This is a genomic window from Streptomyces sp. NBC_01689, from assembly GCF_036250675.1.
GTDB lineage: Bacteria > Actinomycetota > Actinomycetes > Streptomycetales > Streptomycetaceae > Streptomyces.
In genome coordinates this window covers 3525906-3545646 of sequence record NZ_CP109592.1, presented here as the reverse complement: position 1 = coordinate 3545646, position 19741 = coordinate 3525906, and the positions used below count along the sequence as shown (strand labels likewise).

Genomic DNA, 19741 nt, shown 5'->3' with positions numbered 1-19741 from the left:
GCCACCATCAACCCCTGGGCAACCCCCCATGGGCCGCATTCACCCCGTTTTCGTCCACGGCCCCGACCGCGCGATACTCACATCGCGCGATAATCGAACGCGGAGCCGCTGAATGAGGGAATGCTCGGACGTCCTAGCACTGGCCACTGGCAGTACAGGCGTGAGCGCGGCCCGTCACACACAACCGGTGAAGGACAACCACTCATGACGACGCCCACGATCGAGCTCAAGCCCTCCTCGCAGCCCCGCTCGGATGCGGAGCGCGAGGCGCTTCTGACCAGCCCCGGGTTCGGCCGCCACTTCACCGACCACATGGTGACGATCAAGTGGACCGAGGGCCGCGGCTGGCACGACGGCCAGCTCGTTCCGTACGGCCCGCTCTCCCTGGACCCGGCGAACATGACCCTGCACTACGCGCAGGAGATCTTCGAGGGACTCAAGGCCTACCGTCAGCCCGACGGCTCCGTCGCCACCTTCCGCCCGGACAAGAACGCCCGCCGCTTCCAGGCCTCCGCGCGCCGCCTCGGCATGCCGGAGCTTCCGGTGGAGACGTTCATCGAGGCCTGTGACGTGCTGGTCCAGCAGGACAGTGCCTGGGTCCCGGCGCACGGCGGCGAGGAGTCCCTCTACCTCCGCCCGTTCATGATCGCGACCGAGGTCGGGCTCGGGGTGAAGCCCGCCAACGAGTACCTGTTCCTGGTCATCGCCTCCCCGGCCGGCGCCTACTTCCCGGGCGGTGTGAAGCCGGTCTCCATCTGGCTCTCCGAGGACCGGGTGCGCGCGGTTCCCGGCGGCATGGGCGACGCCAAGACCGGCGGCAACTACGCCGCCTCCCTGCTCGCGCAGGCCGAGGCCGCCGCCAAGGGCTGCGACCAGGTCTGCTACCTCGACGCGGCCGAGCACCGGTGGATCGAGGAGCTCGGCGGCATGAACCTGTACTTCGTGTACGGCGGTGCCGCCGGTGAGAAGCCGGTGATCGTCACCCCCTCGCTCTCCGGGTCCATCCTGGAGGGCGTCACCCGCGACTCCCTGCTCACCGTGGCCCGCGACCTCGGCTACGAGTCCCGCGAGGACCGCGTCTCCATCGACCAGTGGCAGCGTGACGCCGAGAACGGCACGCTGACCGAGGTCTTCGCCTGCGGCACCGCGGCGGTCATCACCCCCGTCGGCACGGTCAAGCGCACCGGCGCCGAGTGGAAGCAGTCCGGCGGTGAGCCCGGCGAGGTCACCATGAAGCTGCGCGAGGCGCTCCTCGACATCCAGCGCGGCGTCACCGCGGACCGGCACGGCTGGATGCACCCGCTCGGCTAGACCGGGCGGCCGGAGCGCGCCCGTCGTGCGCACGGGTCGGGGTGTCCGGACCGCCGGCCGCACGGGTCCCGGTGATCCGGACACCCGGACCACCGGTCCGGGTGTCCGGCCGGGGCCGGGGTGTGCGCGCGGAGGACGACTGGAGCGGACGGACGGGCGCGGCCCTCAGCGCCCGCTCTCGGCACGCACCGGTTCCGGTCCGGTCCCGACCGGGTCCGGCACCCGCTCGGCCGGAAGGCTCAGGTACGCGAGGCCGCCGACCAGGCCCGACAGGACGAAGCTGCAGTCCACCCCGCCGGTGAGGGACAGCAGCGGTCCCTCGTACGAGGGCAGCGACACGGCGAGCAGACCGACACACGCGCCGAGCGCCCAGGAGACCGTCGCCGGGATGTTCCAGCCGGCCCGGTACCAGTAGATCCCGCCGCGGGAACGGCGGTTGAAGACCTGGAGGGCGTCGGGGTCGTAGTTCCCGCGGCTGCGGGCGAAGCCGATGAGGGTGATGACCGCCCACGGGGTGCCGATGGCCGTCAGGAGAAGGACGAAGGACGTCATCGCGGACTGCGCGTTCCAGGCGTAGTGGCCGACGAAGACACAGACGGTGGCGACGACGGCGACCGTGAGGGTGGCCCGGGCGCGCGAGGCCCGCGGCAGGATCGCGTCCAGGTCCAGGCCCATCGAGTAGAGCATCAGTCCCGCGTTGCCGACCGAGCCCGCCGAGGCGGCCAGCAGGAGCGGCACCAGGTACCAGGCGGGGGAGGCGGAGACCAGCGGTCCCGCGTAGTCGAGGGCGGCGCGGGCGCCGTACGCCGTGAAGGTCCCGAACAGCTGGGGGACGAGCAGGCCCGCGATCAGGCCCAGCCAGGTGGCGTGCAGGACCTTGCGCGAGGAGTGCCGGGACGGGGAGATGTACCGGGTGTAGTCACCGAGCAGGGTGATGAACGCGATGGGTCCGGACAGGCCCGCCGCGACCGCGGCCAGCAGCCAGGTCGGCCAGAACGAGCCGAGCAGGTAGCCGCCGGCCTCCGGGAGCGCGGCCGTGGTGAAGTGCGGTGCGTAGGCGAGGACGCCGAGGGCGAGCAGGGCGGTCATGCCGACGGCGAGGACCCGGGACATGGCGAGCAGCACCCGGTAGCCGTAGACCGCGCCCGCGACGGTGGCGGCGGCGAGCAGCGCGTAGACGACGGCGTAGGAGAGACCGTCCACCGGCAGCCCGAGCAGCCGGTGCAGGACACCGATCATCACGTCGCCGCCGATCCACACCGTCAGCGCGGTGTAGCCGAGGGCCAGCAGCAGCCCGACGACCGAGCCGACCAGCCGCCCGCGCACGCCGAACTGGGCGCCGGAGGAGGTGGACAGGTTGGTCGCCGTGCGCAGGGAGACCAGCGCGAGCGGAGCGGTGAGCGCCGTGCCGATCACCGTGCCGGCCACGATCGAGCTCACCGAGGACCACCAGTCCAGCCCGAAGGACGGCGGCAGCCAGCCGAAGATGATCACACCGAGACAGAGATTCGAGCCGAGCAGGATCGACACGAGATCGCGCGGGCCGCTGGTCCGCTCCTCGTCCGGGATGGTGTCGACTCCGCGCTGTTCTATCGGCATGGATGGTCTCCTTCGATCCGCCGCCCGGTTGTTTAGAGCGACGTTCAATGTGGCGCGTCCCGGGCGCGCCCGTCAATGCCCCTCCGCCTGTCAATGTTCCCCTCTTGCCCATCGCCTGTTTAGAGTGATGTTCTAATTCATGGAAGGCAAGGAGGTGCCGCGTCGTGAGACTGACCCCCACGGAACGTGACCGGCTGCTGCTCTTCGGCGCGGCCGAGCTGGCCCGGGCGCGCCGGGCCCGCGGTCTCCGGCTCAACGTCCCCGAGGCGACCGCGCTCATCGCGGACACCGTGTGCGAGGCGGCCCGGGACGGGCTCCGTCTCGCGGAGGCCGTCGAGGCCGCGCGGTCCGTGCTCGGCCCGGACGACGTGCTGCCCGGCGTCGCCGACATCGTCACCGAGGTGCACGTCGAGGCGGTCTTCGACGACGGGTCCCGGCTCGCCGTGGTGAGCGACCCCCTCGGCCCGGGGCTGGGGGAGGACGGGCCGGGCGCCCTGCTGCCGGGGCCCGCGCACAGCGAGCCCGAGGCCGTCGTACGGCTGACGGTGACCAACACCGCCTCCGTCCCGGTCTCGGTCACCTCGCACTTCCACTTCTTCGAGGCCAACCCGCGGCTCGACTTCCCGCGGGCGACGGCCTACGGGATGCGGCTCGCCGTCCCCGCCGGTTCGTCGGTCCGCTTCGGCCCGGGGGAGAGCGCCGAGGTCGGCCTCCGCCCGATCGGCGGCGCACGCGTCGCGATCGGTTTCGCCGGTCTCGTGGACGGCCCGCTGGACGCGCCCGGAGCGCGGGAGGAGGCCCTGCGCAGAGCGGCCGCCTGCGGATACCTCGGCGCCGGCGCCGGCGCCGACTCCGGGACGGACTCCGGTGCCGGCTCCGGGGCGGATTCCGATGCCCGTGCCGATGCCGGAGCGGACCCGCATGCCGGTGCCGGGGAAGCCGAAGGGAACGAACGATGAATCCGTACGAGTACGCCGCCACGCACGGCCCCCGCGCGGGCGACCGCGTCCGCCTGGGCGACTCGGGGCTGACCGTCCGCGTCGAGTCGGACTCCCAGCGGCACGGCGACGAGTTCCTGGCCGGCTTCGGCAAGACCGCCCGGGACGGACTGCACCTCAAGGCCGCCGCCGTCCGTGACACCTGTGACGTCGTGATCAGCAACGTGGTGGTCATCGACGCGGCACAGGGCATCCGGAAGGTCTCCATCGGCATCCGCGAGGGGCGGATCTGCTCGATCGGCCGGGCCGGGAACCCCGACACCCTCGACGGGGTCGACGTCGTCGTGGGCACGGGCACGTCGATCGTCTCCGGCGAGGGGCTGATCGCCACCGCCGGAGCCGTCGACACCCACGTCCACCTGCTGTCGCCGCGCATCATGGAGGCCTCCCTCGCCTCCGGCGTCACCACCGTCATCGGCCAGGAGTTCGGACCGGTGTGGGGGGTCGGCGTCAACTCGCCCTGGGCGCTGCGCCACGCCTTCGCCGCGTTCGACGCGTGGCCCGTCAACATCGGTTTCCTGGGCCGGGGTTCGTCCTCCGACGCCGCGCCCCTGGTCGAAGCCCTCGCCGAGGGCGGCGCGAGCGGCTTCAAGGTCCACGAGGACATGGGCGCCCACACCCGGGCCCTGGACACCGCGCTGCGCGTCGCCGAGGAGCACGACGTCCAGGTGGCCCTGCACAGCGACGGCCTGAACGAGTGCCTCTCGGTGGAGGACACCCTGCGGGTGCTGGACGGCCGGACCATCCACGCCTTCCACATCGAGGGCTGCGGCGGCGGGCACGTCCCGAACGTCCTCAAGATGGCCGGCGTCCCGAACGTCATCGGCTCCTCCACCAATCCGACCCTGCCCTTCGGCCGGGACGCGGTCGCCGAGCACTACGGCATGATCGTCTCCGTCCACGACCTCAAGACCGACCTGCCCGGCGACGCCGCCATGGCCCGTGACCGGATCCGCGCCGGGACCATGGGCGCCGAGGACGTGCTGCACGACCTGGGCGCGATCGGCATCACCTCGTCGGACGCGCAGGGCATGGGCCGCGCGGGGGAGACCGTGCGGCGCACCTTCGCGATGGCCGGAAAGATGAAGAGCGAGTTCGGCGCCCCGGAGGACCACGACAACGAACGCGTCCTGCGCTACATGGCCAAACTCACCATCAACCCGGCCATCGCCCACGGGCTCGCGCACGAGGTCGGTTCCCTGGAGGTCGGCAAACTCGCCGACATCGTGCTGTGGCGCCCCGAGTTCTTCGGCGCCAAGCCCCAACTCGTCCTGAAGTCGGGCTTCCCGGCGTACGGCGTCGTCGGCGACCCGAACGCGGCCACCGACACCTGCGAACCCCTCGTCCTGGGACCGCAGTTCGGCGCCCACGGGGCGACACCGGCGGAGATCTCGGTGGCCTTCGTCGCGCGGGCGGCCCTGGACCAGGGCAACGACCGGATGCCGACACGCCGGCGCCGGGTCGCCGTGCGCGGCACCCGCGGGATCGGCCCCGCCGACCTGCGCCTCAACTCCCGTACCGGAGCCGTCGACGTCGACCAGCGCACCGGCCTGGTCACCCTCGACGGAGAACCGCTGCGCTCCGAGGCCGCCGACTCCGTCTCCCTCAACCGCCTCTACTTCCTGTGAAGGTGCACGCCATGACCCCTGCCTCCGACGGTTTCCGGATGCCCGCCGAGTGGGACGCGCACGAGCGCACCTGGATGGCGTGGCCGGGCCCGAACCCCACCTTCGACGACCCGGAGGGCCTCGCGCGGGCGCGGGCCGCCTGGGCGTCGGTGGCGCGCGCGGTCCGCCGTTTCGAACCCGTCACCGTCGTGTGCGGGCCGGGTCAGTCCCAGGAAGCCGCCGAACTGCTCGGCCCCGGCGTCGACACCGTCGAACGGGAACTCGACGACGCCTGGATGCGGGACATCGGCCCCACCTTCCTCACCGACGGGAAGGGCGGACTGGCCGCCGTGGACTGGACGTTCAACGGCTGGGGCGCGCAGGAGTGGGCGCGCTGGGGGCACGACGCCAAGATCGGCGCGTTCGTCTCGGACCTGGCGGGCGCGCGGACGTACGCCTCGCGGCTGGTCAACGAGGGCGGCGCGATCCACGTGGACGGCGAGGGGACCGTTCTGCTCACCGAGACCGTCCAGCTGGGTGCCGAGCGCAACCCGGAGTGGACGCGCGAGCTCGTCGAGGCGGAGATCCACGCCCATCTCGGCACCCGCAAGGCGATCTGGCTGCCGCGCGGACTGACCGGCGACTACCCCCCGCACGGCTTCGGCACGCTCGGACACGTCGACATCGTGGCCGCCTTCGCCCGCCCCGGCGTCGTCGTCGCGCACCACCAGCCGGACCCCGCGCACCCCGACCACGAGGTGACGAAGGAGGTCATCGGGCTGCTCAAGGCGCAGACCGACGCGCGCGGACGCCGTCTCCAGGTCGTGGAGGTCCCGGCCCCGACCGTCCTGGAGGCCGACGGGCACTGGGCGGACTACTCCTACATCAACCACTACCTCTGCAACGGCGGCGTCGTGCTCTGCGGCTTCGACGACCCGCGGGACGAGACCGCGGCCGGGATCTTCCGCGGGCTGTTCCCCGACCGGACGGTCTCCCTGGTGGACGCCCGCGCGGTCTTCGCCGGCGGCGGCGGCATCCACTGCATCACCCAGCAGCAGCCGAAGGTCTGAGCACCGCGCGGGGCCCGGGAACCCCCGCGGGCGGGGGTCGGGTAGAACGTACGGGTGAATGTACTGCTCTGTGCCGTGCGCCGGCGCCGTCCCCGCCGGGCCGGAGTGATCACCGGGACCGGCCTGGCCCCGGAAGGTACGGAGACCGTGGAGGCCGCCCCGTGACCCGTCGCCGCAACACCGCACCGCCCCGCGAGGAGGTCCTCGGGGTGGCCATGGGCATGATCGCGGAGCGCGGACTGGAGAAGCTCACCATGGCGGCGCTCGGCCGCGAGGTCGGGATGAGCAGCGGGCACCTCCTCTACTACTTCGGCTCCAAGGACGAACTGCTGCTGCAGACGCTGGAGTGGAGCGAGGGCCGGCTCGGTGCCGAGCGCGGCCGGCTCCTCGCCGCGCCGGGCACCGCGCGCGGCCGCCTCGACGCGTACGTCGCCCTGTACGTGCCCGAGGGTCACCGCGACCCGCACTGGACGCTCTGGCTGGAGGTCTGGAACCACTCGCAGAACGCCGGCGAGGAAGCCCGTGAGCGGCAGGTCGCCATCGAGGGGGCCTGGCACCGGGACCTCGTGGCGCTGATCGCCGAGGGCGTGTCGCGCGGCGAGTTCCGGCAGGTCGACCCGGACCGCCTCGCCGCCCGGCTGCGGGCCCTGCTGGACGGTTTCTCCATCCACGTCGCGATCGGACTGCGCGGCACCGACCGGGAGCGGACCCTCGGCCATGTCAAGGAGTTCCTGGACGAGGCGCTCGGCTGAGACCCGGCCGGACCGGCCGGGTGCCCGTCCGGTCCGGCCGCGGCCGCCCCGGTGCGGTGCGGGTGCGGCGCGGCGCGGGGCACGGGCGGTGGCCGGAAGGCGCCGCCGGAAACGGACGAACCGCTCGCATCCTGAGACGATCTGGGCCCGGGGGCGGCGCTGTGCCAGACTGCCTCCGTGCTCTCGTTCGCCACGATTATTGGCAGCAGGCGCGCCGGTCCGCAGTGACCGCCACGTACCACCACGTACGGGCGGGCACCGTCGTCCTCGACCCGCGCGCAGACCTCTCGCACCCGCGAGAGGTTTTTCGTTTTCCTGGCCCACCACAAGCCGGGAAGGGAGCGCGAGGGATCATGGGGGGACGGTGGAGCCGGTCATTCCGGTACAGACCGAGATCCAACACAGGAGCCAGACACCATGACCGAAACCAGCGAGCTCGACGATTCGTTCCACGTCTTCGACACGACGCTGCGCGACGGCGCGCAGCGTGAGGGCATCAACCTCACCGTGGCGGACAAGCTGGCCATCGCACGGCACCTGGACGACTTCGGGGTGGGCTTCATCGAGGGCGGCTGGCCCGGCGCCAACCCGCGCGACACCGAGTTCTTCGCCCGCGCCCGGCAGGAGATCGACTTCAGGCACGCCCAGCTCGTCGCCTTCGGCGCCACCCGTCGGCCGGGGGCCAGGGCGAGCGAGGACCAGCAGGTCAAGGCACTCCTGGACTCCGGCGCCCCGGTGATCACGCTGGTCGCCAAGTCCCACGACCGGCATGTCGAGCTCGCGCTGCGCACGACCCTGGACGAGAACCTGGAGATGATCCGGGACACCGTCTCCCATCTGCGCGCGCAGGGCCGGCGCGTCTTCGTCGACTGCGAGCACTTCTTCGACGGCTACCGCGCGAACCCCGCCTACGCGAAGGCGGTCGTCCGGGCCGCCGCCGAGGCGGGCGCCGACGTGGTCGTGCTCTGCGACACCAACGGCGGCATGCTCCCCGCCCAGGTACAGGCGGTCGTGGCGACCGTCCTCGCCGACACCGGGGCCCGGCTCGGCATCCATGCCCAGGACGACACCGGCTGCGCGGTCGCCAACACGCTGGCCGCCGTCGACGCGGGCGCGACCCACGTCCAGTGCACCGCGAACGGCTACGGCGAGCGGGTCGGCAACTCGAACCTGTTCCCGGTCGTGGCGGCCCTGGAACTGAAGTACGGGAAGCGGGTGCTGCCCGAGGGCGCGCTGCGCGAGATGACGAGGATCTCCCACGCGATCGCCGAGGTCGTCAACCTGACGCCCTCGACCCACCAGCCGTACGTGGGTGTCTCCGCGTTCGCCCACAAGGCCGGTCTGCACGCTTCCGCGATCAAGGTCGATCCGGACCTCTACCAGCACATCGACCCCGAGCAGGTCGGCAACACCATGCGGATGCTCGTCTCCGACATGGCGGGCCGCGCGTCGATCGAGCTCAAGGGCAAGGAGCTCGGCATCGACCTCGGCGGTGACCGCGAGCTGGTCGGCCGGGTCGTCGAGCGGGTCAAGGAACGCGAGCTCCGGGGCTACACCTACGAGGCGGCCGACGCGTCCTTCGAACTGCTGCTGCGCGCGGAGGCCGAGGGCAGGGCCCGCAAGTACTTCGAGGTCGAGTCCTGGCGGGCCATCGTCGAGGACCGCCCCGACGGCACCCACGCCAACGAGGCCACGGTCAAGCTCTTCGCCAAGGGCGAGCGGATCGTCGCCACGGCCGAGGGCAACGGTCCCGTCAACGCCCTCGACCGCGCGCTGCGGGTCGCGCTCGAGAAGATCTACCCCCAGCTCGCCACGCTGGAGCTGGTGGACTACAAGGTCCGCATCCTGGAGGGCAAGCACGGCACCTCGTCCACGACCCGGGTGCTCATCTCCACCTCGGACGGTGCGGGCGAGTGGTCCACGGTCGGCGTCGCCGAGAACGTCATCGCGGCGTCCTGGCAGGCACTGGAGGACGCGTGCACGTACGGGCTGCTGCGGGCCGGGGTCGAGCCGGCCGCGTAGCGCGGGCCGTCCGGTACGGGTCCCGCGGCGAGGCGTGCGGACCTCGCCGCGGGACCCGTACCGGGACTCCGCCGTCTACTGCAGGTGCCACTTCTGGTTGGCCGCGCCCGTGCACGTCCAGATCTGCGCCCGGGCCCCGTTCGCCGAGGAGTTGTCGGTCACGTCGAGGCACTTGTCGGCCGCGGCGTTGACCACGTCACCCGTCGAGGCGTTGTACGACCACCGCTGGGCGCCGCTGCCGTTGCAGTCGTACAGCTGGACCTTGGCGCCGTTCGCCGTCGAGGCCGAGGTCACGTCCAGGCACTTGCCGAGCGTCTGCACCGAGCCGTCCGCCTGCACCGCCCACTTCTGGGCCGCGCTCCCGTTGCAGTCGTAGAGCTGCACCGCCGTGCCGTTGGTGCTCGAACCGCCCGCCACGTCCAGGCACTTGCCCGCGAGCCCGACGAAGGAGCCCGACTGGCCGCCGCCCCCGCCCGACTGCGTGCCGGACCAGGTGAAGGTGGCCGAGGTCTTGCCCGGCAGCGAGTAGGTGGCGTGCTGCGAGCCCCAGTTGACGGTGACCGTCTTCGCGGCGGACGCGTCGTTGTACGCGATCAGCGCCTTCGACCCGTCGGGGTTGCGCCACGCCACGTTCGGCACCGACGCGGACGCCGTCGACGCGATCCGCTGGGCACCCGGCCGGACGAACTTCGTCAGGTGGCCCATCGTGTAGTACTCGACCGTGTAGTCGACGCTCCCGCTCGCACCGTCGCCGTTGTGCACGGTGATCAGTCCGCTGCAGGTGCCGCAACCGCCGTTGTGCGGACCCCGGTTCTGGTCGACGGCCAGCGACCACTTCGTCACCGACTTCGCCCAGTTGCGGGTGTAGTCGACGATGTTGAGCATGTCCTCGCGCTGCTGGTTGGCGATCCAGGTGCCGCCGGAGTGCTCCGTGCCGAAGGCGTCCAGGCCCGGGTACTGGTTGTGCACGCTCGTCTGCTTGTTCACGTCCCCGCCGTAGCCGTGCCAGGCGATCCCGCCGAAGTTCGGGTGGGAGCGCACCGCCGCGTCGTCGACGGTCTGGGCGGCGTACGAGTCGTAGACGTCCCAGTTCCAGTCGTGGGCGAGGACCTTCGTGGACAGGCCGGCGGCCTGGAGCTTCGGCAGCAGCTCGCTCTTGGTGAAGTAGGCGAGCCCGGAGGCGTTCCAGCTCATCGAGGGGTAGCCCGAGCAGCAGGTCGGCTCGTTCTGCGCGGTGACGTACGAGACCGGCACGCCCTGGTCCCGGTAGGCCTGGAGGTACTTCACGAAGTACGAGGCGTACGCGCCGTAGTCCTCGGACTTCAGCCAGCCCCCGTTCAGCGATCCGCTGTCCTTCATCCAGGCCGGCGCCGTCCACGGCGAGGCCATCACCGTCAGGGCGGGGTTGAGCTGGAGCGCCTGCTTCGTCAGCGGCACCACGTCGGCCAGGTCGTGCGCGATCGAGAACCGGGTCAGGTCCGGGTCGGTCTGCCCGGCCGGCACGTCGTCGTAGCTGTAGCCGAACCGTGCGAGGTCGGAGGCCCCCATGGGATTGCGCAGGAAGGACAGGCCGATGCCGTCCGTCGGCGAGAACAGCTTGCGCATCGTGGCGTCCCGCGTCGACTGCGACAGCGCCCCGCTGCTGTTCATCAGCCAGGCGGCGGTGTCGGTGAAGGAGGCGCCGCCACCGGTGAAGGTCTGGTAGCGGGTGTTCTCGTCGACGGTGATGTTCTCGCCACCGCCGCCGGAGCCGGACTGGAAGGCGAACGGCGCCTGGGCCTGGAGTCCGCGTACGACATGGCGGCCGCCGGTGTCGTCGGTCGTGGTCAGCCAGGCGGTGACCTGTTCGCCCGCGGCGTGCGCGGGCGCGGCGGCCGTGAATCCGGCCGCGGTGAGCAGTCCGGCGAGAATCAGCCGGGCCGCCCGAGTGGATCCCCTCATGGGGCGCCGCCCTTCTGGAGGTGGGGGTGGGGAGGCGTGCGAGGCGTGAGTAAATGACGGCTCGCAGGGCGCGTCAAGGGGGCGCGCGTTCACACTTTGAAGGAACAACGGCCCTGATCCGGACGGGAGTTGAGTCTGTACCGGTTCTGACGTGAAGCCTTGACGGCCCCCCGAGGTCTCAGTTAACTCACGCCGTGATCTAAGTCATAAGTGAACCAAGAGAGCCGAGGGAAGGTACATGCGAAGAACCGCCCTGCTCGCCTCCGCCGCCCTGCTTGTCGGGCTGCTGCCCCTGGCCGCGGCCGGCTCGGTCGCCGCGGCCGACGACCCCGCGCCCGTCCCGGTGGACCGCTTCGAGGGGGAAGTGCCCTTCGCGAGCCAGCCCGCCGAGGGCCTCTTCACCTGGGGTGGCGACACCGACGACCCGCCCGCACTCGCCCTGACCGCGCGCCCCGACGCGCCCGAGGGCGCGAAGGTCCTCACGGGTGACTACGACATCAGCGGCTACGGCGGCTTCACCCATGACTTCGCCGCCGGCCTGCCCGGCCACGACTGGTCCGCCCACCGGGGCATCCGGTTCTGGTGGGACGGTCAGAACAACGCCAAGAAGGTCAGCTTCGAGATCAAGGACGGCGGCGCCAACGGCGAGGCCTCCGAGCTGTGGACGACGTCCTTCACCGACGACTTCAGCGGCTGGAAACAGATCGAGATCCCCTTCACCGACTTCGTCTACCGCACGGACTACCAGCCCGTCGGCGGTATCGACCAGGTCCTCGGACTCACCGAGATGTGGGGGTACGCGCTCACCCTCCCGGTCGGCGTCAAGGGCCACTTCGCCATGGACGGCGTGGAGTTGTACGGCAAGGCAGACCAGTCCCTGCGGGCCTCCGTCACCACCGACTCCGCCGTGTACCCGGTCAAGGAGGGCGCCACGGCGACGGTGCGGCTCTCCGTCGCCACCACCGGGTCGGCCCCGCTCGACGAGCCCGTGACCGTCGCCTACGAGGGCGCGGGCGGCACCGCCGAGTCCGGCCGGGACTACGCGCCGGTCAAGGGCGAGGTCACCTTCCCGGCCGGCACCGCCTCCGGGAGCTCCCGCACCGTCCGGGTGTCCACCCTGAAGGACAGGTCCGCCGAGGCCGCCGAGACGATCCCGCTCAAGCTGACCGTCACCGGCGCGAAGGCCCCCGCGGAGACCCCGCAGGTGGTCATCGACGCCCACGGGCTGCCGTACCTGGACCCGAAGCTGCCCGTGCGCAAGCGGGTCGCCGACCTCCTCTCCCGGATGTCCCTGGCGGAGAAGGCCGGGCAGATGACCCAGGCCGAGCGCGGCGCGATCGGCGCGGGCGGCGACATCGCCGCCTACGACCTCGGGTCGCTGCTCTCCGGCGGCGGCTCCACGCCGACGCCCAACACCCCCGCCGCCTGGGCGAAGATGATCGACGGCTACCAGCTCCGGACGCGGGCCACCCGGCTGCAGATCCCGCTGATCTACGGTGTGGACGCGGTCCACGGGCACAACAACCTGACCGGCGCGACGATCATGCCCCACAACATCGGCATCGGAGCGACCCGCGACCCGGGCCTGGCCGAGAAGGCGGGCGCGGTGACGGCCGCCGAGGTCCGCGCGACCGGCATCCCGTGGGACTTCGCCCCCTGCCTGTGCGTGACGCGCGACGAACGGTGGGGCCGCTCCTACGAGTCCTTCGGTGAGGACCCGGCGCTGGTGAAGTCCATGGAGACGGTCATCCAGGGCCTCCAGGGCGCCCGCGACGGCAGGGACCTGAAGGACGGCGACAAGGTGCTGGCGACCGCGAAGCACTTCGTGGGCGACGGCGGCACGGAGTACGGCTCCTCCACGACCGGCTCCTACACGATCGACCAGGGCGTCACCAAGGTCACCCGGCAGCAGCTGGAGGCGGTGCACCTCGCCCCGTACCAGACGGCCGTCGACCGCGGTATCGGCACGGTCATGCCCTCGTACTCCTCGCTCGACGTCCTGGGCGACGGCCAGGGCCCGGTGAAGATGCACGCCCGCGCAGACATGATCAACGGCGTGCTCAAGGGCCGGATGGGCTTCGACGGCTTCGTGATCAGCGACTGGAACGCCATCGACCAGCTCCCCGGCGACTACGCCTCGCACGTCCGCACCTCGGTCAACGCGGGCGTCGACATGATGATGGTGCCTTACTCGTACAAGGACTTCCGTACGACGCTCGTGGACGAGACGAACGCCGGCCGCGTCACCACGAAGCGGATCGACGACGCCGTGTCGCGCATCCTGACGCAGAAGTTCAGGCTCGGCCTCTTCGAGAAGCCGTACGCCGACACGAGCGGCGCGTCGCGGATCGGCTCGACCGCGCACCGGGCGGTGGCCCGCGAGGCCGCGGCCGAGTCGCAGGTGCTGCTGAAGAACTCGGCGGGGGTCCTGCCCCTGAAGAAGTCCCAGAAGGTCTACGTCGCCGGTTCGAACGCCGACGACCTCGGCAACCAGACCGGCGGCTGGACCATCACCTGGCAGGGTTCCTCCGGCAAGAACACGGTCGGCACCACGATCCTGGAGGGGATGAAGCGGGCGGGCGGTGACGTCACCTACTCCAAGGACGCCTCCGCGCCCACCGGCGGATACGACGTGGGTGTGGTCGTCGTCGGCGAGACCCCGTACGCCGAGGGCGTCGGTGACGTCGGCAACGGCAACGACCTGGAGCTGACCGCCGCGGACAAGGCCGCCGTGGACAAGGTGTGCGCCGCCATGAAGTGCGCGGTCCTGATCGTCTCCGGCCGGCCGCAGCTCGTCGGCGACCGCCTCGGTGACATCGACGCGCTCGTGGCCTCCTGGCTCCCCGGCACCGAGGGTGACGGTGTCGCGGACGTCCTCTACGGCAAGCGGGCCTTCACCGGACAGCTCCCCGTCACCTGGCCGAAGTCGGAGGCGCAGCTGCCGATCAACGTCGGTGACACGGCCTACGATCCCCAGTTCCCCTACGGCTGGGGGCTGACCACGCTCACCAAGGTCCCCGAAGGCGGCTCCGCGACTCTCAAGGCACTCGCCCTCGTGGCCGCGGCCGCGGACCGGACCGGCGCCGACACCCGAGGCCGCGCCGCGGTCGCCAAGGCCCGGCTGCTGGTCCAGCAGAGACTGTCCTCGACGCTGACGCCGGCCACCACCAAGCCCTTCGCCGACGCCGACCACCTCCTCCTGACGGGGCACTACGCCGAGGCGGTGAAGAAGCTGACGGAGGCGTACCGCGCCGCGTGAGACCCCCTCGTGGTCCGCGCGCGACAAGGCGGGCCACGAGGGGGCGGGAGCGGGCGGGCCGGTGCGGTGGGGGTGATTCCCCGCCGACACCGCCCCACCCGCTCCGAATGCCCCATTGCGCCCGAATGTGAGGTTGGGTGCCTGTTGGTCCAGGTTTCGGGTAGCTTCGGAGGTATGAAGGCCGCACTGATCCGGGGGTTCCCCGGGCTGCTGATCGCGCTGATCCTCGCCGCCTTCGCGGTGCTCCCTCCCGGCGTGTCTCCCGCGCACGCGGCCACCGACGTCGGAACGGTGGCCGCTGCCCTGCGCGAGAGCCCGGTCTACGTCGACCCCGCGGCGTCCGCCCAGCTGTCCTCGGCGGACGCGCACGCTCTCGCCGCGAAGATCAAGAAGGCGGACAAGCCCGTCTTCGTGGCGGTCCTTCCCGACGGCTTCCCGACCCAGAACCTCTTCCAGAACCTCCGCACCGACACCGGCGTCACCGGCCTGTACGCAGTCAGGCTCGGCACCCGTTTCGACGCCCGCGCGGACTCCGCCGTGCTGACCCGCACCGGCGTGCAGAACCTCGTCACCAGCGTCCAGGGCGAACCTGCCAGGACCCAGCTGAACGACTTCACGGACCGCGCGCTCGTCAGCGTCAAGGGATCGGCGCCCGGCAGCTGGGGGCCGGGGTCCGGCGGCGGCACCTCCACGGCCGGGCTGATCGTCGTCGGCGCGGTGATCGTGGCCGGCGGCGCGGGCGCGCTGGCGCTCGTACGGCGCGGCCGCCGCCGCAGGTCGCTGGAGCAGCGGGCCGCGCTGGAAAAGCTCCGTGTCGTCGTCGACGAGGACATCACGGCCTTCGGCGAGGAACTCGACCGGCTGGACTTCCATCCGGCGGAGGCGGGCGCGGACGACGCGATGCGCGCCGACTACGAACGCGCCCTCGACGCCTACGAACAGGCGAAGGCCTCCATGGCCGCCGCACGGCGCCCGGAGGACGTACGCGGTGTCACCGCGGCACTGGAGGACGGCCGCTTCTCCCTCGCGCTGCTGGCCGCCCGCCGGGAGGGCCGCCCGCTGCCGGAGCGCCGCGCCCCCTGCTTCTTCGATCCGCGGCACGGTCCCTCGGTGGCCGACGCGACCTGGACACCGGCCGGGGGCGCGGCCCGCGAGGTCCCCGTCTGCGCGGCGGACCGTGCCCGGCTGGCCGACGGCGACGATCCGGCGGTCCGCGAGGTCGACACCGACCACGGCCGCCGACCGTACTGGGACGCGGGTCCGGCCTACGGTCCCTGGGCGGGCGGCTACTTCGGCGGCGGCCTGCTCCCGGGTCTCCTCGTCGGCACCCTGCTCGGCGGCGCGATGGCCACCCCCTCCTACGCGTCGGACTACGGCACCGGCTACGGGGACTTCGGCGGGTACGACGGCGGCGACGTCTCGGGTGCGTCCTTCGACCCGGGGGACTTCGGCGGCGGATTCGGAGACGGCGGGGACGGCGGGGGCGGCGGCGACTTCGGCGGCGGTGGAGATTTCGGCGGCGGCTTCTGAGCTCCGGCGCCGCTTCCGGTGAGCCGGTCCGTCAGGTGCCGGCGCCGGTGCGGGCGTCCGCGTCGGGCAGGGAGAGCCACTCGCGCCACGACAGATCGCGGCCGATGAACCGGGGCCGCACGAAGGGCCAGTCCTCGGCGATCCACCGGGGCACCAGCGCGTCGAGCTCACGCTCCAGGCCGGTACCGGCCCGGTCGTCCGTCACCCACCAGCAGATCTCGGCGTCGGCCCCGGCCTTCGCCGGCGGATCGACGTAGACGCAGCCCGACTCGACGGTCCCGCTCGCGTCGAGCAGCACGTAGTTGAAGGACTCGTGGGCGGCGATCTCGGCCTCGTGCCGTTCCAGGTCCCGCCGGTTCGCCTCGTAGGTCATGGTCGGGGCGGGCCACCCCCAGGCCTCGCCGAAGAGGGACCAGAGCCGCTCGCGCGACCCCATGACCACGGGGTAGTCCATGTCCGCGTCGGCACCCGTGATGGGCCTGAGGTGGTGTCCTCCGGAGAGTTCGACACGGAGGGGATGCGTGAAGCCGGCGGGCAACCAGGTCATGCCCGGAGGCTAGCGGCCGCCGCACGGGCGGCGCACCGGGGTTTCGCCGGGGTCCGCCGGAGCGGGCCGGTGCGGAAACACCGGAGCGCCCGCCCTCCCGGTACGGGGGGAGTAGAGGACGGGCGCGCTCAGGGTGCCGTGCGGCGGGCGGGTCAGGCGTTCTTGATCGCCGAGATGTCGAAGTTCAGCTTGATCTTGTCGGAGACGAGGACGCCACCGGTCTCCAGGGCCGCGTTCCAGGTGAGGCCCCACTCGGAGCGCAGGATCTCCGCCTTGCCCTCGAAGCCGACGCGCTCGTTGCCGAACGGGTCCTTCGCGGAGCCGTTGAACTCGAGGTCGATGCTGAGCGGCTTGGTCGTGCCGAGGATCGACAGCTCACCGGTGATCCGGTAGTCGTCGCCGCCCAGGGCCTCCGCCTTGGTGGAACGGAAGGTCATGGCCGGGAACTCGTCGGTCTTGAAGAAGTCCGAGCTCTTCAGGTGGGTGTCGCGGTCCGCCGAGCCCGTGTCGATGCTGTCCATCTTGACGTCGAGCGTGGCGGTGGAGCGGGACGGGTCGGAGCCGTCCAGGTGCAGCGAGCCCTCGAAGTCCTTGAAGGAACCCTTGACGTTCGTGACCATGGCGTGGCGGGCGACGAAGCCGATCGTCGAGTGCGCCGGGTCGATCGTGTACTCGCCGGTGAGCGCCGCGAGGTCGGGGTTCACGGCGGCGGCTGCCGCGTCGCTGGCGGGGGTGTCGGTGGTCTTGCGGCCGAAGATGCCCATGACGTGCTCCTCAGGGGGGACGGGGTCGCGGATCGGGGAAGCGGAACCGCGAGGATCATTTTGTTAAACATTCAACGAGGTGAACAGGAGTGACGGTAGACCTATTCCATTCAAGTTTCAACATCATCCGCTGTGTGTTGCCGACGTTACTGTGCGTCCCGGCGCCACGCTTCCCGGCGCCACGCCCTCGGTCCGGCCCGGCCGCGGGTCTTCCCGCTGGTGGGGGCCGGGTACCGGCCGCCGGCGCGCGGTCGCCCCGGACGTCGTGGGCCGTGGTGCCCGGCCGTCGCCGGGTCCGGGTCCGGGTGCCGTGCCGCGGTGTCCGTGTCCCACGGCGCCGCGTCCTCGCCGCTAACCTGTAGGTCGTCCGCGAGTGACGGCGGACGACCGCCGGTCGACGGCGGCCGGTGCGACGGGCGCGTACGGGCGGATCCCCGGCGGACGGCCGCGCATCCGGGTGGATCCGGCGGCCGGGATGTCGGGCCGGGGCCGCCGTCCGAGGGGCCGTGTCACTCCGGGGACGGTATGGGCCACCCGTGAATGTGAGGTGACTCTCAGCTGACGGCTTTGTGTGACCTCTACAAGCCGCAGGCCCTCTGAGCAGTCAGATCGCCTGCATGCGGTCGAGGTTCTGTTCAGGGGTACCAGGAAAACAGGCTGGAGACTGTACGGAGTCGACGGCTCGCTTTTCTTGTTCGACTTCGTAAGGTCGCTACATGACCGTTTTGGACGAGGCCGCACCCTCAGGCGAACCCACGGACGCACGCGGGCGCGTGGCCGAACTGCACGCGATTCGTGCGGAGGCACTGCGCGGCCCCAGCGAGAGGGCGACCGAGGCCCAGCACGCCAAGGGCAAGCTGACCGCCCGCGAGCGGATCGAGCTGCTCCTCGACCCCGGGTCCTTCCAGGAGGTCGAGCAGTTGCGGCGGCACCGGGCGACCGGGTTCGGCCTGGAGGCCAAGAAGCCGTACACGGACGGTGTGATCACCGGCTGGGGCACGGTGGAGGGCCGCACGGTCTTCGTCTACGCGCACGACTTCCGTATCTTCGGCGGGGCGCTGGGCGAGGCGCACGCCACGAAGATCCACAAGATCATGGACATGGCCATCGCGGCGGGTGCGCCGCTGGTCTCCCTCAACGACGGTGCGGGTGCCCGGATCCAGGAGGGTGTCTCGGCGCTGGCCGGCTACGGCGGCATCTTCCAGCGCAACACGAAGGCCTCGGGTGTCATCCCGCAGATCTCGGTGATGCTCGGCCCGTGCGCGGGCGGCGCGGCGTACTCGCCGGCGCTGACCGACTTCGTGTTCATGGTCCGTGAGACCTCGCAGATGTTCATCACCGGCCCGGACGTGGTCAAGGCCGTCACCGGTGAGGAGATCAGCCAGAACGGGCTGGGCGGCGCCGACGTGCACGCCGAGACCAGCGGTGTCTGTCACTTCGCGTACGACGACGAGGAGACCTGCATCGCCGAGGTCCGCTACCTCCTGTCGATGCTCCCGCAGAACAACCGCGAGAACCCGCCGAGGGTCGCCTCGGAGGACCCCGCGGACCGCCGTGGCGACGTTCTCCTGGACCTGGTGCCCGCGGACGGCAACCGGCCCTACGACATGACCAAGGTCATCGAGGAACTCGTCGACGACGGCGACTACCTGGAGGTCCACGAACGCTGGGCCCGCAACATCATCTGCGCGCTGGCCCGCCTCGACGGCCAGGTCGTCGGCATCGTCGCCAACCAGCCGCAGACCCTCGCCGGCGTCCTGGACATCGAGGCCTCCGAAAAAGCTGCGCGCTTTGTCCAGATGTGTGACGCTTTTAACGTCCCGATCATCACCCTCCTGGACGTGCCGGGCTTCCTACCCGGCGTCGACCAGGAGCACGGTGGGATCATCCGGCACGGCGCGAAGCTCCTGTACGCGTACTGCAACGCGACGGTGCCGAGGATCTCGCTGATCCTGCGCAAGGCCTACGGCGGCGCGTACATCGTGATGGACAGCCAGTCCATCGGTGCGGACCTCACGTACGCGTGGCCCACCAACGAGATCGCCGTGATGGGCGCCGAGGGCGCCGCCAACGTCATCTTCCGCCGCCAGATCGCCGACGCCGCCGACCCCGAGGGCATGCGTCTGCGCATGGTCAAGGAGTACAAGGCCGAGCTCATGCACCCCTACTACGCGGCCGAGCGCGGTCTGGTCGACGACGTCATCGACCCCGCCGAGACCCGCGAGGTCCTCATCCGCTCGCTGGCGATGCTGCAGACGAAGCACGCGGACCTGCCCTCGCGCAAGCACGGCAACCCCCCGCAGTAACCCTGCGGCTCCTCCGCGGCAGCGCCGCGGAAACC

13 protein-coding genes are annotated in these 19741 nt (G+C 71.5%); 9 read left to right on the top strand and 4 right to left on the bottom strand.

Translation table 11 applies throughout. The features are described from left to right. Positions 1–204: 204 nt before the first annotated feature. Positions 205–1311, top strand: a complete 1107-nt coding sequence (locus OG776_RS14860; RefSeq protein ID WP_329321049.1) for a branched-chain amino acid aminotransferase — start codon at positions 205–207, stop codon at positions 1309–1311. 165 nt (positions 1312–1476) lie between these two features. On the opposite strand, the gene OG776_RS14855 is transcribed toward OG776_RS14860, so the two are convergent. Continuing rightward, positions 1477–2910: a cytosine permease gene (locus OG776_RS14855; RefSeq protein ID WP_329321047.1), complete on the bottom strand. Its 1434-nt coding sequence runs from the start codon at positions 2908–2910 to the stop codon at positions 1477–1479. Positions 2911–3074: 164 nt separating this feature from the next. Here OG776_RS14855 and ureA point away from each other — a divergent pair, with 164 nt between their 5' ends. The 5 genes from ureA (at position 3075) to cimA (ending at position 9359) form a co-directional block, all read left to right on the top strand. Beyond that, positions 3075–3869 (top strand): urease subunit gamma, encoded by a 795-nt coding sequence (ureA, locus tag OG776_RS14850; RefSeq protein ID WP_329321045.1) that lies wholly within the window; start codon positions 3075–3077, stop codon positions 3867–3869. Then, positions 3866–5536, top strand: a complete 1671-nt coding sequence (locus OG776_RS14845) for an urease subunit alpha (RefSeq protein ID WP_148010618.1) — start codon at positions 3866–3868, stop codon at positions 5534–5536. The genes ureA and OG776_RS14845 overlap by 4 nt, the downstream gene beginning before the upstream one ends. An 11-nt stretch (positions 5537–5547) precedes the next feature. Continuing rightward, positions 5548–6585 carry an agmatine deiminase family protein gene (locus OG776_RS14840; RefSeq protein WP_329321043.1) on the top strand — a complete coding sequence of 346 codons (1038 nt, stop codon included), beginning with the start codon at positions 5548–5550 and terminating at the stop codon, positions 6583–6585. 215 nt (positions 6586–6800) lie between these two features. Further along, positions 6801–7337, top strand: coding sequence for a TetR/AcrR family transcriptional regulator (locus OG776_RS14835; protein ID WP_148011066.1), 537 nt, complete (start codon positions 6801–6803; stop codon positions 7335–7337). 417 nt (positions 7338–7754) lie between these two features. Next, positions 7755–9359 (top strand): citramalate synthase, encoded by a 1605-nt coding sequence (gene cimA, locus OG776_RS14830; protein ID WP_148010620.1) that lies wholly within the window; start codon positions 7755–7757, stop codon positions 9357–9359. 75 nt (positions 9360–9434) lie between these two features. Here cimA and OG776_RS14825 read toward each other — a convergent pair whose 3' ends face one another. After that, positions 9435–11300: a ricin-type beta-trefoil lectin domain protein gene (locus OG776_RS14825; protein ID WP_148010621.1), complete on the bottom strand. Its 1866-nt coding sequence runs from the start codon at positions 11298–11300 to the stop codon at positions 9435–9437. Between the two features lie 238 nt (positions 11301–11538). On the opposite strand from OG776_RS14825, the gene OG776_RS14820 reads away from it, so the two are divergent. Next, complete coding sequence (locus OG776_RS14820) at positions 11539–14559, top strand: glycoside hydrolase family 3 protein (protein WP_329321040.1); 3021 nt, start codon at positions 11539–11541, stop codon at positions 14557–14559. A gap of 174 nt (positions 14560–14733) precedes the next feature. Then, positions 14734–16089, top strand: coding sequence for a hypothetical protein (locus OG776_RS14815; RefSeq protein ID WP_329321038.1), 1356 nt, complete (start codon positions 14734–14736; stop codon positions 16087–16089). Between the two features lie 31 nt (positions 16090–16120). Here OG776_RS14815 and OG776_RS14810 read toward each other — a convergent pair whose 3' ends face one another. After that, positions 16121–16636 carry an N-acetyltransferase gene (locus tag OG776_RS14810; protein ID WP_148010625.1) on the bottom strand — a complete coding sequence of 172 codons (516 nt, stop codon included), beginning with the start codon at positions 16634–16636 and terminating at the stop codon, positions 16121–16123. A 152-nt stretch (positions 16637–16788) separates the two neighbouring features. After that, positions 16789–17400: a YceI family protein gene (locus OG776_RS14805; protein WP_148010626.1), complete on the bottom strand. Its 612-nt coding sequence runs from the start codon at positions 17398–17400 to the stop codon at positions 16789–16791. 716 nt (positions 17401–18116) lie between these two features. Between OG776_RS14805 and OG776_RS14800 the strand changes: the two genes are divergently transcribed. Further along, the gene (locus OG776_RS14800) at positions 18117–19706 is read left to right on the top strand and encodes an acyl-CoA carboxylase subunit beta (RefSeq protein WP_329321036.1); all 1590 of its coding nucleotides are present in this window, start codon (positions 18117–18119) and stop codon (positions 19704–19706) included. The last annotated feature ends 35 nt before the right edge of the window (positions 19707–19741 follow it).